General features: G+C 72.3%; 14 protein-coding genes. 10 read left to right on the top strand and 4 right to left on the bottom strand.

The features are described from left to right. Positions 1-88: 88 nt before the first annotated feature. The gene (locus tag OG844_RS09050) at positions 89-1,051 is read right to left on the bottom strand and encodes a right-handed parallel beta-helix repeat-containing protein (protein WP_406389355.1); all 963 of its coding nucleotides are present in this window, start codon (positions 1,049-1,051) and stop codon (positions 89-91) included. A 362-nt stretch (positions 1,052-1,413) separates the two neighbouring features. On the opposite strand from OG844_RS09050, the gene OG844_RS09045 reads away from it, so the two are divergent. From OG844_RS09045 to OG844_RS09030, 4 genes are all read left to right on the top strand, one after another. Next, the gene (locus OG844_RS09045) at positions 1,414-2,937 is read left to right on the top strand and encodes a flavin monoamine oxidase family protein (RefSeq protein ID WP_406396056.1); all 1,524 of its coding nucleotides are present in this window, start codon (positions 1,414-1,416) and stop codon (positions 2,935-2,937) included. Positions 2,938-3,018: 81 nt separating this feature from the next. After that, entirely contained in the window at positions 3,019-3,957 is a 939-nt protein-coding gene (locus tag OG844_RS09040) for a PAC2 family protein (RefSeq protein ID WP_406389354.1), read from the top strand. A 43-nt stretch (positions 3,958-4,000) separates the two neighbouring features. Further along, positions 4,001-4,603: a dephospho-CoA kinase gene (coaE, locus tag OG844_RS09035; protein WP_406389353.1), complete on the top strand. Its 603-nt coding sequence runs from the start codon at positions 4,001-4,003 to the stop codon at positions 4,601-4,603. Between the two features lie 90 nt (positions 4,604-4,693). Beyond that, positions 4,694-5,062 carry a tetratricopeptide repeat protein gene (locus OG844_RS09030; protein WP_406389352.1) on the top strand — a complete coding sequence of 123 codons (369 nt, stop codon included), beginning with the start codon at positions 4,694-4,696 and terminating at the stop codon, positions 5,060-5,062. Between the two features lie 15 nt (positions 5,063-5,077). Here the strand turns inward: OG844_RS09030 and OG844_RS09025 are convergent, their stop codons facing one another. Continuing rightward, a complete protein-coding gene (locus OG844_RS09025) occupies positions 5,078-5,356 on the bottom strand; it encodes a DUF6343 family protein (protein ID WP_406389351.1) in 279 nt (92 codons plus the stop codon). Between the two features lie 51 nt (positions 5,357-5,407). Here OG844_RS09025 and OG844_RS09020 point away from each other — a divergent pair, with 51 nt between their 5' ends. The 3 genes from OG844_RS09020 to OG844_RS09010 are packed head-to-tail and all read left to right on the top strand — an operon-like array spanning position 5,408 to position 7,953. Then, a complete protein-coding gene (locus tag OG844_RS09020; protein ID WP_406389349.1) occupies positions 5,408-6,583 on the top strand; it encodes an ADP-ribosylglycohydrolase family protein in 1,176 nt (391 codons plus the stop codon). 60 nt (positions 6,584-6,643) lie between these two features. Continuing rightward, positions 6,644-7,342 carry a class I SAM-dependent methyltransferase gene (locus OG844_RS09015; protein WP_406389348.1) on the top strand — a complete coding sequence of 233 codons (699 nt, stop codon included), beginning with the start codon at positions 6,644-6,646 and terminating at the stop codon, positions 7,340-7,342. 35 nt (positions 7,343-7,377) lie between these two features. Beyond that, positions 7,378-7,953 (top strand): DoxX family protein, encoded by a 576-nt coding sequence (locus tag OG844_RS09010; RefSeq protein ID WP_406389347.1) that lies wholly within the window; start codon positions 7,378-7,380, stop codon positions 7,951-7,953. On the opposite strand, the gene OG844_RS09005 is transcribed toward OG844_RS09010, so the two are convergent. Then, entirely contained in the window at positions 7,947-8,321 is a 375-nt protein-coding gene (locus tag OG844_RS09005) for a hypothetical protein (protein ID WP_406389346.1), read from the bottom strand. The two genes, OG844_RS09010 and OG844_RS09005, sit on opposite strands and share 7 nt — an antisense overlap. 220 nt (positions 8,322-8,541) lie before the next feature. Between OG844_RS09005 and OG844_RS09000 the strand changes: the two genes are divergently transcribed. The 3 genes from OG844_RS09000 to OG844_RS08990 all read left to right on the top strand — a co-directional run bounded on the left by OG844_RS09000 (position 8,542) and on the right by OG844_RS08990 (position 13,957). Further along, positions 8,542-9,654 (top strand): SPFH domain-containing protein, encoded by a 1,113-nt coding sequence (locus OG844_RS09000; protein WP_406389345.1) that lies wholly within the window; start codon positions 8,542-8,544, stop codon positions 9,652-9,654. A 122-nt stretch (positions 9,655-9,776) separates the two neighbouring features. After that, entirely contained in the window at positions 9,777-12,677 is a 2,901-nt protein-coding gene (locus OG844_RS08995; RefSeq protein ID WP_406389344.1) for an SNF2-related protein, read from the top strand. Further along, positions 12,674-13,957 (top strand): SWIM zinc finger family protein, encoded by a 1,284-nt coding sequence (locus OG844_RS08990; RefSeq protein WP_406389343.1) that lies wholly within the window; start codon positions 12,674-12,676, stop codon positions 13,955-13,957. Before OG844_RS08995 ends, OG844_RS08990 begins: the two co-directional genes overlap by 4 nt. On the opposite strand, the gene OG844_RS08985 is transcribed toward OG844_RS08990, so the two are convergent. Next, positions 13,938-14,597, bottom strand: coding sequence for a TetR-like C-terminal domain-containing protein (locus tag OG844_RS08985; protein ID WP_406389342.1), 660 nt, complete (start codon positions 14,595-14,597; stop codon positions 13,938-13,940). The two genes, OG844_RS08990 and OG844_RS08985, sit on opposite strands and share 20 nt — an antisense overlap. Between the last annotated feature and the right edge of the window lie 14 nt (positions 14,598-14,611).

The raw sequence follows: 14,611 nt of genomic DNA, 5'->3' as shown, positions 1-14,611 counted from the left end.
CTTGTCGGTAAGGCCCGCTCCCTTCGGGGGGCGGGCCTTACTCGTATCCGCGAACGCATCGGGACCGGGGGCCGGCCCGACAGGGGCCCTACGGGGTGACGGCGATGTTCGTCAATCCCCTGCCGCCGGTGACCGTGTTGTCGCTGTGGACGGTCGTGCGGCACGTGGAGCTCTGGTTGGTGACGTTGACGGCGAGCTGCTTGTCACCGGTGGCGCCGGTCAGGTCCGAGGCGTTGTTGCGGAACACCGTGCCGCAGCCCCAGCCACTCTGCTGGGTGTGCGTCTCGTACCCGTTGTTCGTCGTACGGGAGCCCCTGTTGTCCTGGACCAGGACGTCGTTCCCCTTCACGTCGACCCAGGAGTCGTCGTAGTTGGCACCGGTCAGCCCGTTGCCGTCGAAGGTGTTGCCGATGATCCGCGCCCCGGTGGTGCCTTCCTTGATGTCGATGTTCTCGCCGCCGACGCCGGGCCCGATGACGTTGCCGAGGATCTGCACCCCGTCACTGCGGTCGGACAGATCGCCCGCGGACCCGACGTACACGCCCTCGCCCATGCCGCGACCGTCGTGCCCCGTGTCGTAGATCCGGGAGTTCTTGATGACGCCGTCCCTGCTGGACTTCCGGAAGTGGACGCCTTCCATGTCGAGGTCGTACACAGTCACGCCGTCGATGACGACACCGGTGGCGGCGTCGGCCATGATCCCCTTCTGGCCGCCGGTGACGGTGATGCCCCGCACGGTCCAGTAGGACGCGCCGTTGAGATGCAGCCCGTAGCCGCCGCCCGCGGTGAGTACCGCTTTGGCGGAGCCGGTGAGGGTGATCCGGGCGGAGGAGGTGGCGGCGACCGTCGCCTTGAAGTTGCCCGTGTACGTGCCGTCGGCGAGCCGGATCGTATCGCCGGGGGCCGCGGCGGTGAGTGCCGCCTTGAGCTGGGCCGCTGTGGTCACGTCGATGACCGCCTCCGCCGACGCGCTGCCGGCGGAGGCGAGGGACAGACCTCCTGCGGTGAGCGCGGTGGCCAGCAGGGCGGGGAGCAGTGTGCGGGTGCGCATGGGGGTGCCTTCCCGTCGAAGGGTTCAGAGGTTCCCGCAGATGAGCATGTTTTTGTACATGAACGTGGGGCGAGTTTCTGAATCTGCTGCCCAGTGACGCTAGGGATGAGATGTGGCCATGTCAAGGTCTGGACCATTGCCCGCCCGCGTGGTGAACGGAGGGAAACGTGCGGGATACACGAGTAACTGACGGCCTGTAACAAGCGCTTGCCAAGATCCCGGCAACCCCAGGAACGAAGGTGAGCCAGGACATGACATACACGTCGAACACCTCGCGCGACGCGCAGACTTCCCCCGTGGCGGCCGGTGCCAGCCGTCGGAGTTTTCTGCGCAACGTAGGCATCACCGGCGGCGCGGGCGCCATGTTCGCCACCATGGGAGCGCTCGGTCTCGCGCCCACCGCCCAGGCCGCAGGCCGTGAACCCGCCTTCCGGGCTCCGAGCGAAGGGGACTTCACCCTCAAGGGGAGGGCGGCGGCGAAGGTCGTCGTGGTCGGCGGAGGCATCGCCGGTCTGGCAGCCGCGTACGAACTGGGAAAGGCGGGCTACGACTGTACGGTCCTGGAGGCCCGGGGCCGCACGGGCGGTCGTAACCTCACCGTGCGTGGCGAGGACTCGACCACCGACACGTACGGCAACGAGCAGACCGCGAAGTTCCACGACGGGCAGTACATGAACGCCGGTCCCGGCCGGATCCCGCAGTGGATGGTCACCCTCGACTACTGCCGTGAACTGGGCGTACCTGTTGAGGTGTTCACCAACGTGAACGCCAATGCCTATATATACAACGAATCGGCGGGCATGAAGGCTCCGGTGCGCTACCGCACCGCGAAGGCCGACGTGTACGGCTACGTCGCCGAACTCCTCGCGAAGGCCACCGACAAGGGCGCCCTCGACCGGCGGATCACCGTCGAGGACCAGGAACGGCTCCTGGAGTTCCTGAAGGACTTCGGGGACATCGGCGACAGCCTCGACTACACCGGAAGCCCGCGCCGCGGCTACCGCGTCGACCCGGCGGCGGCCGGCACCCCGGGCGAGGAGCTCGGCTCCGTACCCACCGCGTCCGAGGTGTTCGCGAGCGGTGTCGGACGGTACTTCTCCTTCGAGTTCGAGTACGACCAGGCCATGCTGATGTTCCAGCCGGTCGGCGGCATGGACCGGATCCCGGCCGCGCTCACCCGGGCCGTCGGGGAGCGCCGTATCAGGACGGGCGCGGCGGTCACCGACATCACCGACACGGCGCACGGCGTCACCGTGACCTACACCCGGTCCGGACGCACCCGGACCATCGACGCCGACTACTGCATCGCCGCGCTGCCGCCCAACATCCTCGCCAAGACCGCTCACAACCTCGGTCCCGCCGTCCAGACCGCGCTGGAGGCGTGCAAGCCGTCCTCGGCCGGGAAGATCGGTCTGGAGTACCGCAGCCGCTGGTGGGAGAGCGACCACCGGATCTACGGCGGCATCACGGAGACGGACCTGGACCTTTCCCACATCTGGTACCCGTCCTACGGTCACAACGGGGACCGGGGGCTCGTCATCGGGTACTACAACTACGGTTCCCAGGCCGACTCGTACGCCGCGCTCGCCCCGCGGGAGCGTGAGGCGCGCGCCGTCGCCCAGGGGGTCAAGATCCACGGCGAGAAGTACCGCACGGAACTCTCCTCGTCGTTCTCCCACCACTGGCGCCAGACCCCCTACCTGGAGGCCGCCTGGCACTCACTCTCCGGTGGCCCCGACGCCCCGGCCTTCGCACCGCTCAACCAGGCCGCGGGGCACGTCTACTTCGCCGGTGACTACCTCAGCCACACGGACGCCTGGCAGCACGGGGCCTTCACGTCCGCGCGGAAGGCGGTCACCGCGCTCCATAGCCGTGTTCTGACGTAACGACCGCGAAAGGGGTGCGGGCGGGAATGCCGGTGCCGTGCGGGGTGTTCTTGTCGAGGAACACGAGGAGGAGCGGTAACCGTGCCTGATCCGCAGAGTTTGTACGAATGGGAGCCGAAGGGCCTGGCCGTCGTCGACATGGCGCTCGCCCAGGAGTCGGCCGGCCTGGTCATGCTCTACCACTTCGACGGATACATCGACGCGGGCGAGACCGGCGAGCAGATCGTCGACGGCGTGCTCGAGACGCTGCCGCACCAGATCGTGGCCCGCTTCGACCACGACAGGCTCGTGGACTACCGCGCACGGCGCCCGCTGCTCACCTTCAAGCGGGACCGCTGGACGGCCTTCGAGACGCCGACGCTGGACGTGCGCGTGGTCCAGGACGCGACGGGCGCACCCTTCCTGCTGCTGTCCGGCCCCGAGCCGGATGTGGAGTGGGAGCGGTTCGCCGCCGCGGTCGAGCAGATCGTCGAGCGGCTCGGCGTCCGCCTCGCGGTCAACTTCCACGGCATCCCGATGGGCGTCCCGCACACCCGCCCGGTCGGAATCACCCCGCACGGCAACCGCACCGACCTCATGCCGGGTCACCGCAGCCCGTTCGACGAGGCACAGGTCCCCGGCTCCGCCGAGGCGCTCGTCGAGTACCGGCTGATGGAATCGGGCCACGACGTCCTCGGCGTCGCCGCCCACGTCCCGCACTACGTCGCACGGTCCTCGTACCCGGACGCGGCCCTCACCGCGCTCGAGGCGATCACCGCCGCGACCGGCCTGGTCCTGCCGAGCGTCGCGCACGGTCTGCGCGCGGAGGCACACCGCACCCAGACGGAGATCGACCGGCAGATCGGCCAGGGCGACGAGGAGCTCGTCTCGCTCGTCGAGGGGCTCGAGCACCAGTACGACGCGGTGGCGGGCTCCGAAACGCGTCGCAATCTCGTCGCGGAGCCGGTCGACCTGCCGTCGGCGGACGAGATCGGCCTCGAGTTCGAACGTTTCCTGGCCGAGCGCGAAGGCGACTCCTGAGGGCGGCTCCCGGCCGCCCGCAGGGCACCTCTAGGCTCGGCGCATGCTGAAAGTGGGCCTGACCGGCGGGATCGGCGCCGGCAAGAGCGAAGTGTCACGGCTGCTCGTGAGCTACGGAGCCGTACTGATCGACGCCGACCGGATCGCGCGTGAGGTCGTCGAGCCCGGCACACCCGGGCTCGATGCCGTCGTCGAGGCCTTCGGGCCCGGGATCCTCACCCCGCAGGGCACGCTGGACCGGCCGGCACTCGGCGCGATCGTCTTCGCCGACCCCGAGCGCCTGGCCGCGCTGAACGCCATCGTCCACCCGCTCGTCGGCGCCCGGTCCGCGGAGCTGGAGCGGGTGGCCGGACCGGACGCCGTCGTCGTCCACGACGTCCCCCTCCTCACCGAGAACGGCCTCGCCCCGCTGTACGACCTGGTCGTGGTCGTGGACGCCACCCCCGGGACGCAGCTCGACCGGCTCGTCGCGCTGCGCGGGATGACGGAGTCCGACGCCCGCGCGAGGATGGCCGCGCAGGCCACCCGCGAGGAGCGAAAGTCCGTCGCCGACCTGGTCGTCGACAACGACGGGCCGCTGGAGGCCCTGGAGCCGCAGGTCCGCGCCCTCTGGTCGGAACTGACCGCGCGGGCCGCCGGAGGCTGAGCCCGCGCCGGGGACGGAATACGAGGATCCGGCCGGACGTTGAAGTGCCCCGGACGTTGAAGTACCGCAGCCGAGGGGAAGGATGCCGGCATGCCCGAGCGAAACCCGGAAACCCATGTCATCGACTTCCGTGCGGCGGAGCAGCTCCTCGCGGCGCGGGACCCGAGGGGCGCGGTAAAACTCCTCGACTCGGTGATAGCCGCCCATCCGGAGAACACGGCGGCCCGGCTGCTGCGTGCGCGGGCCTTCTTCGCCGCCGCCCAACTCCGCCCGGCCGAGCTCGAGTTCGAGCTGGTCCTGGAGCGGGAGCCGGACAACGCCTTCGCGCACTTCGCCCTGGCCCGCACCTTCCAGCGCGCCGGCCGCCCCGAGCAGGCCACCCGCCATTTCCGGCTGGCGGCAGCGCTCGACCCGAATCCGGAGTACCTCAAGGCAGCCCGCTTCGACGAGGCCCCCTGACCCGCCCATCCGTGTTCATCGGCCGGGTCCGCCCCGCTCGCCGCGGTCGGGCTCGTACGGCGGGACGTCCCTGCCCGGCTGGTAGTGCGGGCCCTGGCGGATGCGGTGGACGACGAAGCAGAAGTCCGTGACCGTCACGACGAGGAGCACGCCGCACGCCGCCGCCCAGCCGGCGCGTCCGGTCAGCACGAAGGCCGTCAGGCCGAAAGCGGCCCAGATCATGCCCCATAGACTCAGCCAGAGTCGCATCCGCAGGGGACTGCGCGCGGTGGACGGTTCACTTCCGGTACGCATCGGCATCGCCTCTCCTCCAGCATGAACCCGCGGTGCGGCGTACGGAAACCGATGCCGGAGGATGAGGGGGAGCGGACCGTGGACGTCAGGGAACAGGGAAACGCCACCGGGGGAAGGGCGGCGTGGGGCGACGCCGTCGCCCGCCGGGCCCGGGTGCGCGGCGCCCTGCTGGGCGGCGCCGTCGGGGACGCGCTGGGGAACCCGGTCGAATTCCTCTCGCTCGGCGGCATCCGCCGCGCCTACGGGGAGCGGGGCGTGCGGGAGCCCGTCGCGGACGCGGACGGGGTCGTCGGGCGGATCACGGACGACACCCAGATGACGCTGTTCACGGTCGAAGGGCTGATCAGGGCCCATGCCAGGGCCAGGTCGAAGGGGGCCGGCGGCTCGGAGACCGCCCTCGTACGCCATGCCTACCTGCGCTGGCTCGACACCCAGAACCACCCCGCCCCGCCGACGCGGGGCGGGGAGAACGCCGTACGGACCGGATGGCTCAGGCAGCAGCCCTGGCTGTACGCGCGCCGGGCACCCGGCAACGCCTGCCTGACGGGGCTCGCGGCCGGCCACGTCCCCGGCGCCGACGCGCCGTTCGACGTACCGGGCCCCGTCAACCCGCACTCCAAGGGCTGCGGAACGGTGATGAGGTCCGCACCCTTCGGGCTGCTCGGAGCGGACGCGCCCAAGGGATTCGAACTGGCCGCCCGGTGCGCGCAGATCACCCACGGCCACCCCACAGGGGCGTACGCGGCTGGAGCGCTCGCCGCGATCGTCACACATCTGCTGGAGGGCGACTCCCCGGCGGGCGCCGTCCTGCGGGCCATGGATCTGCTGGCCCGCCACCGCGGCCACGAGGAGACGACGGCCGCGCTGCGGGCCGCCGTCGACCTGGCCGCCCGCGGCCGGCCGACCGCCGAGCGGGTGGAGTCACTGGGGGCGGGATGGGTCGCCGAGGAAGCCCTCGCCATCGCCGTCTACTGCACGCTCGTGCTGCCGGGATCCGACGACGTGGCCGAGGCGCTGCTGCTGTCCGTCAACCACTCGGGCGACAGCGACTCCACGGGCTCGGTCTGCGGCAACCTGCTCGGCGCGCACCACGGGGACGTGGCGCTGCCGGCCTCCTGGCTCGCCCCGACGGAGGGCAGGGCCGTGATCGCGGAGCTTGCAGACGACCTGTGCATGGAGCTCGAGCAGCCGGTGGTGTGGCCGGACGGCCGCTACCCGCAGTACTGACGGGGCACCGCCCACGGCGGCCCGGGGAACGGGGCCCGGCTGCCGTGCGTTCGGCCGGGTATGAGCGGACGACGGATACGTGAGGGACATTCGGGTACAGGGCCGGGCTCCATCACGCCGGACGGCTGCGCGGTCGAGCTGTATGCGCGGCTGTCCGCCGGAAACGAACCGGATGTGATCGAGGCGGCCGTGCCCGCCGGAGCGAGCATTCTCGAACTGGGCTGCGGGGCGGGCCGGGTGACGCACCCACTGGTCGAACGCGGCTTCGTGGTGACCGCCGTGGACGAGTCGGCGCAGATGCTGGGACACGTCGCAGGCGCACGCACGGTGCGGAGCCCCATCGAGTCGCTGGACCTCGGCGACGAGAGGTTCGACGTGGTCATGCTCGCTTCGTTCCTGGTGCACACGAGTGACCACCGCGTCCGGGAGGGGCTGTTGCGGACCTGCCGCAGGTACGTCAAGGACGGCGGCGCCGTCCTCCTCCAGCGGGAGGGTGCCGACTACCGCACCGATCTGCCGCGGGAGCGCGAGGATCCGGCCGCGGGCTGCACCGTACGCATCGTTTCGGCGGAGCCCCTGGGCGACGGGGTGAGCGAGGTCCGTGCCGAGTACGTGTTCGAGGACGCGCGGTGGACCCAGACCTTCCGGTCACGGGAACTGTCCCCCGAGCAGTTCGAAGCCTGTCTCGAAGCGGCCGGACTGACCGTCGACGGCTACCTCACCGACGACGGCGTCTGGGTGCTCGCCCGCCCCAAGTAGCCACCGGTCCAAGTGAATCCGAGGTCCGGAGCGCGATGAGTTCCGGACCCCGGCGGGGTCTACCCCTCGGTAAGCGCCGGGAAGGCGTAGCGGCAGGTTCGCCCCCGCCCCGGCGCACGTCATCCACGACGCCCTCCGAGGAGACCCCCCTGTCCGAAACCGGTACTGCCGCCGTTTCCCCCGCCGCACAGGCCACCGCTTCGCCGCGCCGCAGCCGGGCTTCCGTCGTCCTGACGGCGGCCCGGATCGTCCTCGCGCTCTTCTTCGGGCTGAGCGCCGTGCCCAAGCTCATCGCCCACGAGTCCGCGGTGGAGTCCTTCGACCGCATGGGCTGGAGCAGCGGCGCGATGTACACGATCGGCGGCCTGGAGACGGCCGGCGCCCTCGCCCTCCTGGTCCCGCTGCTGTCCGGGGTGGCAGCCATGGCCTTCGCCGGGCTGCTCGCCGGGGCCGCGATCGTGCAGCTGACGCTCCTGGACCCTCCGAACGCGGTCATGCCGGCGCTGCTCATCGCTGTGGTGATCCTGATCGCCCGGGACCGGAGGGACCGTACGGCGGAGCTGGTCGCGCTGGTCAAAGGGCGCGGCCGTACACGGCGCCGCGGTCAGTGAACGAACCTGTAGCTGCGCCAGGGCAGGCTGCGCGGGGAGTTCGCGTCGGTCAGCGTGGTGGCGACGTAGGTGGTGCCACCGCCGGTGCAGTCGCGGGTGCGGTACAGGATCATGTCGATCAGGGTCCTGTTGGCGACCTCGTCGGCGCCCGCGGGCGCCAGCCGGTGGCAGCCTTTCACCGAAGGGCTGTGCACGCTGACGACCCTGTCCCGCTCGGTGGTGTAGATGACCGGTCCGACCGCGGTGCGCCCGAGGCCGGAGCAGCTCGTGAGGCCGAGAGTGAGCAGGGCCGCGCCGACTGCGATGCCGGTGTGTCGGCGGTGGCGTCGGGGGCGGTCGGTGGCGGTCGCGGTCGCGGTGACGGACATGGGCGGGTCCTCGTCTGCTCGTCCGGCTCATCGGTACGGCACGGAGACGTGCTGGTGCTGGTCAGCCTGCCTGTTACGCGGAGCCCCGGCACCCGGTGCGCGGCCGGTCGGGCCACTGACACCCGGACAGAGGTTCGACGGGTGCGCATACCGGGCATACCGTGGTAATAGGGCGTGATCGACGGGTGCTGGAACGCACTCCCGGACGCAGGGGGCCGTGATGGTCCAGGAGCTGGTGATCGCAGCGGTGGCGGCGGTCTCGGGCGTGGCGGTGTACGGAATGGCCGCGGCCCGGGTGGTCAAGCAGTACGAACGCGGAGTGGTGCTCCGGCTCGGCAGGCTCCACGACCGTGTGCGACCGCCGGGATTCACCATGATCGTTCCGGGTGTGGACCGGCTCCGCAAGGTGAACATGCAGATCGTGACGATGCCGGTGCCCGCGCAGGACGGCATCACGCGGGACAACGTGACGGTCCGCGTGGACGCCGTCATCTACTTCAAGGTGGTGGACCCGGCGAGCGCGGTGATCGCGGTGGAGGACTACCGCTTCGCGGTCTCGCAGATGGCGCAGACGTCCCTCCGGTCGATCATCGGTAAGAGCGACCTGGACGATCTGCTGTCCAACCGGGAGAAGCTGAACCAAGGACTGGAACTGATGATCGACAGTCCGTCGGTCGGCTGGGGTGTGCAGATCGACCGCGTCGAGATCAAGGACGTGTCCCTGCCGGAGACGATGAAGCGGTCCATGGCCAGGCAGGCCGAGGCCGACCGTGAGCGGCGCGCGCGGGTCATCAACGCCGACGCGGAACTGCAGGCCTCGAAGAAGCTGGCCCAGGCGGCCCAGGAGATGTCCAGCCAGCCGGCGGCGCTGCAGCTCCGACTGCTGCAGACCGTGGTCGCGGTGGCGGCCGAGAAGAACTCCACGCTGGTGCTGCCGTTCCCCGTCGAGCTGCTCCGCTTCCTGGAGCGTGCGCAGCAGGGGCAGCCGCCCGCGGAGGTGCGGCAGCCGCAGAGTCCGTCCGGGTACGACGGGTCCTCCCCGCGGACCGAGCCCTCTTCGCGGACCGAGTCCCTGGCGCAGCCGGAGTCCCGGCCGCAGGGCGAGGACCTTGCGCAGGACGGGTCACGGGCCGCGCGCATCCCGGCGGATGAGCCTCCCGCGCCGCGTGACCCCGCGACCGCGTTGCCCGACCCCGGGACCACGCCGCGTGATCCCCAGACCGCGTTGCCCGACCCCGCGACGACGCCGCGTGACCCCGCGACCGCGCCGCCGGACTCCGCGGAGGAGCCGCAGCACGGCGGGGCCCACGCCGAGCCCTTCGCCCGTCACTGACGCGGAAACCACGCCCGCCCCGGCCCGTGGGAACACGTGCGGGGCGGGTGTTGTCGTACCCCCCGCCTAGACTCGCGAAGACAGGATTCGGGCACTCGGACCAGGCGGGAGGGGCAGTGGACATGGCACAGCGGACCACGGTCCCGGCCGCCGAGCGGCTGATGCGGTGCGCGGCGGTCTTCCTGCCGGCCGCGCTGCCCCGTGACGGCCGGATCGCCTTCTGGGACCCCGAGGGCAGTATCGCTTTCACCGGTCCCGACGAGCCGCCGGGCGACAGCGGGGATCCGCCGTACACCGTCACGGAGCTGGCGGTCGTCGGGCCGCACGGCGCGGGCGCGGCCCGGCGCCGCACGGTTCCCGCCGTGGTGCTGTCCGTCGCGGATGCCGTGCCGCTCCTCTCGGGCGCCCGGCACCGGGCCTCCGCCCACCCCGCCACGCGCGCCTGGGGCGCGGCCGCGCTGCACGCGCTCACCCTGGTGGCGCGCGGCAAGCTCCTGCCCGGTCTGACGGCCGACGACCACGACGCATGGCGGGCCGGGCCCCGCGACGCGGAGGACATCGCCCACCTCAGGGCCGTCGCCGCCTCGATGCCCCCCGAGGGATACGCGGTCCCGCTGGACGGCACACCGCTGCGGGTCCCGGACCCCCTGGCCCTGCTCGGAGCCTTCCTCGACGCCGTGGCGGACACCCTGCCCCGGACCCCTGCCGCGGGCCACGCGATGGGCGCACCGTTCGCCGCGCGCGAGGCACAGCGGCTGCCCGGCGCCCGCGCCTGGGCCGTCGAGGTGGCTGCCGGACTCGACGCGGGGGTGCGCGTCTCCCTCCGGCTCGACCTGTCCGTCCACGAACTCTTCGACACCGCCGGGCCCACCGCGGAGACGGACGAGGACGCGCACGGATCCCCGGCAGCAGCCCGCCACGCCGCCGCGGCCGTCACGCAGGTGCACAGCCTGGCCGACCCGACGTACGTCACCGATGCGGCGACGTTGTGGAGCGGCGGGGCAGGGGAGCCCTTCGGGCCGCGGGCGAGGATCGACGCGGTGCTCGCCCTGCGCCGCGCCGCCCGGATCTGGCCCCCGCTGGAGCGGCTGCTGGACCAGCCGGTCCCCGACGTGCTCGCGCTCGCCGAGGACGAGCTGTACGAACTGATCGGCGAAGCGGGACCACGGCTCGCGGCGGCCGGGGTCGCCGTCCACTGGCCCCGGGAGCTCGCCCGCTCGCTCACCGCCACGGCCGTCGTCCGGCCCGCGCCGGGCTCGGCCACCGACGGCACCTCCTTCTTCGACGCGGAGCAGCTCTTCGCGTTCAACTGGCAGCTGTCCCTGGGTGACGAGCAGCTCACCGAGGCCGAGATGGACACGCTGGCCGAGGCGCACAGGCCGGTGGTGCGGCTGCGCGACCAGTGGGTGGTCGTGGATCCCGCGCTCGTACGCAAGGCGCGCAAGCGGGAGCTCGGTCTGCTGGATCCGGTGGACGCGCTCGCCGTCGCACTGACCGGCGTTGCCGAGGTCGACGGCGAACAGGTCGAGGCGGTGCCGGCCGGAGCGCTCGCGGCACTCCGCTCGCGCATCCTCGACGAGGGCGCCACCCTCCCGCCGCCGCCCGGCCTCGACGCCACCCTCCGCGACTACCAGCTGCGGGGCCTGGCCTGGCTGGACCGGATGACCTCGCTCGGCCTGGGCGGCTGCCTCGCCGACGACATGGGCCTGGGCAAGACCATCACCGTCATCGCCCTCCATCTGCACCGCGCCCACGCCGCCCCCACGCTGGTCGTCTGTCCCGCCTCCCTCCTCGGCAACTGGCACCGGGAGATCAACCGCTTCGCGCCCGGTGTCGCCGTGCGCCGCTTCCACGGCACCGACCGCACGCTCACCGACCCGGACGGCGGCTTCGTCCTCACCACCTACGGCACGATGCGGTCCAGCGCGGGCCGGCTCGCCGAGCACACCTGGGGGCTGGTCGTCGCCGACGAGGCCCAGCACGTGAAGAATCCGCACTCCTCCACGGCCAAGGCGCTGCGCACCATCCCGGCCCCGGCCCGCGTCGCGCTGACCGGCACGCCCGTCGAGAACAATCTCTCCGAGCTCTGGGCCCTGCTCGACTGGACCACCCCCGGGCTGCTCGGCCCGCTCAAGGCGTTCCGGTCCCGGCACGCCCGGATCGTCGAGAACACCGGCACCGCGGCGGGCCTGGGCAACGAGGAGGCGGTCGAGCGGCTCTCCCGGCTGGTCCGCCCCTTCCTCCTGCGCCGCAAGAAGTCGGACCCGGGCATCGCGCCCGAGCTGCCGCCGAAGACGGAGACCGACCACGCCGTTTCCCTCACCCGCGAGCAGGCCACGCTCTACGAGGCGGCCGTGCGCGAGACCATGGCCTTCATCGAGCAGTCCGAGGGCATCGCCCGCCGCGGGCTGATCATGAAACTGCTCGGTTCGCTCAAGCAGATCTGCAACCACCCCGCGCAGTACCTCAAGGAGGAGCCGACCCGGCTCACGGGACGCTCGGGCAAGCTCGCCCTGCTCGACGAGCTCCTCGACACGATCCTCTCCGAGGACGCCTCCGTCCTGATCTTCACCCAGTACGTGTCGATGGCCCGCCTCCTCTCCGCCCACCTGGCATCCCGCTCCGTCCCCTCCCAGCTCCTGCACGGCGGTACGCCGGTGCCCGAGCGGGAGCGGATGGTGGACCGCTTCCAGTCCGCCGAGGTCCCCGTCTTCCTGCTCTCCCTCAAGGCGGCCGGCACCGGGCTGAACCTCACCCGGGCCGCCCACGTCATCCACTACGACCGCTGGTGGAATCCCGCGGTCGAGGAGCAGGCCACCGACCGTGCCTACCGCATCGGCCAGACGCAGCCCGTGCAGGTGCACCGGCTCATCGCGGAAGGCACCGTCGAGGACCGGATCAGCGAACTGCTGGAGTCCAAGCGTGCCCTCGCCGACGCGGTGCTCGGATCCGGCGAGGCCGCTCTGACCGAGCTCAGCGACCGTGACCTGGCCGATCTCGTCTCGCTCCGGAGGACGGCATGAGCCCGGCCGCGCACCCCCGTCCCACGGCGCGTCCCGGCCCCGACGACCTGCGGCGCACCTTCGAGGCGGTGCCCGCCCGCGCCTCGGACACCGCGGAACCCTTCGCGGACAGCTGGTGGGGCCGGGCGTGGGTGGACGCCCTGGAGTCCCTGTCGATGGACGAGGGACGCCTCGCCCGCGGCCGGACGTACGCCGACGGCGGCCAAGTCGCCGCGATCACCGTGACTCCCGGCCGGGTCATCGCCTACGTCCACGGCAGCCGCCCCCGCCCGTACCGGGCGGAGCTGCGCCTGCGTACGTTCTCGGCCTCCGACTGGGACACCTTCCTGGACGCCGTCGCGGCGCGGCCCGGGCATCTGTCCGCGCTGCTCGACAAGGACATGCCGCACTCCCTGGTCGACATGGCGGGGGAGACCGGCATCCGGCTGCTGCCCGCCGCCGGCGACCTCGACCCGGACTGCTCCTGCCCGGACCGCGGCTGGCCCTGCAAGCACGTGGCGGCGCTCTGCTTCCAGACGGCACGACTCCTGGACAGCGACCCCTTCGTCCTGCTGCTGATGCGCGGCCGGGGGGAGCGTGAACTCCTCGACGAGCTCGGCCGCCGCAACGCCGAGCACTCCGCCCGAGAACGCCCCGCCACACCGGCGATGCCCTCGCTCGCGGCGGCCGAGGCCCTGGCCGGCCGCTTCCTGCCGCCGCTCCCGGCACCGCTGCCCGTGCCGCCGTACCCCGGGCAGCCGCCCTCCTACCCGGACCTGCCCGGCGCCCATGACCCGCTGTCCCTGGACCACCTCGCCTCGGACGCGGCTGCCCGCGCCCACGCACTCCTGACCACCGGGGACGATCCGATCGCCGGGCTCAGCACTTGGCAGGACGCGGTGCGCATCGCCGCGTCCCGGCCGACCGCGGGGCTCACGGCAACCACCCGGGCGCTCTACCGCGAGCTGGCCTACGCCACCGGCCGCAGCACCACCGACCTGGCCCGCGCCGTCGCCGCCTGGAGGCAGGGCGGCGCGGAGGGCCTCGCGGTCCTGGAAAGCCCCTGGGACCCACCGGCGGGCCCGTTCGACCGGGCCCGCCCCGCCCTCGCGGCGGCCGACTTCCCGCGCTTCCAGCCCTGGCGCAACCACCTCACCAACACCGGGGGCACCCTCCAGCTCCGCTTCGGCCAGGACGGCCGCTGGTACGGCTACGAGTCGGACCCTGGCGCGGACGACTGGTGGCCCCGCGCCACCCCGGACCCCGACCCGGTGGCCGCGCTCACCGCCCTGCGGGGCTGACCCCTGTGCTCGGCTCTCGTTCCTGTGCGCTCGCGCGCGGCGGCGGAACCATGCGGCACACGGGGTGGACGACGCGGACCACGGACTCGGCGAAGCCTCGTGGCAACGGTGGTGCCTCGCGCAGCGCCGCCCGTACCCACTCGGAATCGGCCACGAGCTTCACGAGCAGCAGGGGCTCGGCTTCCGCGGGGAGTTCGCCGCGTTCGACGGCCCGAAGGAAGACCGGATGCTCGCGGGTGAAGCGGTCGGCGAAGAAGTCGCGGGCCAGGAGACCGAGTTCGTCCTCGAACGTGTCGCTGCCCGCAGCCAACGCGCGGACGGCCGACCGCGTGAGCTCACTCGTGAGCAGGGTGAGCACCTGGTCCACCAGAAACTCCAGATCGCCCCGAAGGCTGCCCGTGTCGGGGCTGCCGCTGCCGCGCGTCTCCGCCTCGATGAGAGCCGCACGCACAAGGCCGGGCGGCCCGAGGGGCCACGCCCGGCGGATCGCCTTGCTGTCGACACCCGACTCCAGGGCGACCGACTCGATGGTGAGCCGCTCGTGACCGCCTTCGGCAAGCAGGCGCAGCGTTGCGTCGAAGACCGGCTCGGAGACGCGGGGGCCCGGGAGGCTGGGGCGGGCAGGGGTCGGTTCCGGCACGGCGGCTCCAGACG

This window comes from Streptomyces sp. NBC_00887 (assembly GCF_045207585.1).
This window is presented reverse-complemented; position numbering and strand designations above follow the sequence as displayed.

Excerpts from the sequence above, each read along its gene's own strand:
- OG844_RS08990 (WP_406389343.1), top strand. The coding sequence starts at position 12,674 with ATGAGCCCGGCCGCGCACCCCCGTCCCACGGCGCGTCCCGGCCCCGAC.
- OG844_RS09015 (WP_406389348.1), top strand. The coding sequence starts at position 6,644 with ATGAGCGGACGACGGATACGTGAGGGACATTCGGGTACAGGGCCGGGC.
- OG844_RS09050 (WP_406389355.1), bottom strand. The coding sequence starts at position 1,051 with ATGCGCACCCGCACACTGCTCCCCGCCCTGCTGGCCACCGCGCTCACC.
- OG844_RS08995 (WP_406389344.1), top strand. The coding sequence starts at position 9,777 with ATGGCACAGCGGACCACGGTCCCGGCCGCCGAGCGGCTGATGCGGTGC.
- OG844_RS09020 (WP_406389349.1), top strand. The coding sequence starts at position 5,408 with ATGCCGGAGGATGAGGGGGAGCGGACCGTGGACGTCAGGGAACAGGGA.
- OG844_RS09000 (WP_406389345.1), top strand. The coding sequence starts at position 8,542 with ATGGTCCAGGAGCTGGTGATCGCAGCGGTGGCGGCGGTCTCGGGCGTG.
- OG844_RS09010 (WP_406389347.1), top strand. The coding sequence starts at position 7,378 with ATGAGTTCCGGACCCCGGCGGGGTCTACCCCTCGGTAAGCGCCGGGAA.
- coaE (WP_406389353.1), top strand. The coding sequence starts at position 4,001 with ATGCTGAAAGTGGGCCTGACCGGCGGGATCGGCGCCGGCAAGAGCGAA.
- OG844_RS09030 (WP_406389352.1), top strand. The coding sequence starts at position 4,694 with ATGCCCGAGCGAAACCCGGAAACCCATGTCATCGACTTCCGTGCGGCG.
- OG844_RS09005 (WP_406389346.1), bottom strand. The coding sequence starts at position 8,321 with ATGTCCGTCACCGCGACCGCGACCGCCACCGACCGCCCCCGACGCCAC.
- OG844_RS09025 (WP_406389351.1), bottom strand. The coding sequence starts at position 5,356 with ATGCGTACCGGAAGTGAACCGTCCACCGCGCGCAGTCCCCTGCGGATG.
- OG844_RS09045 (WP_406396056.1), top strand. The coding sequence starts at position 1,414 with ATGTTCGCCACCATGGGAGCGCTCGGTCTCGCGCCCACCGCCCAGGCC.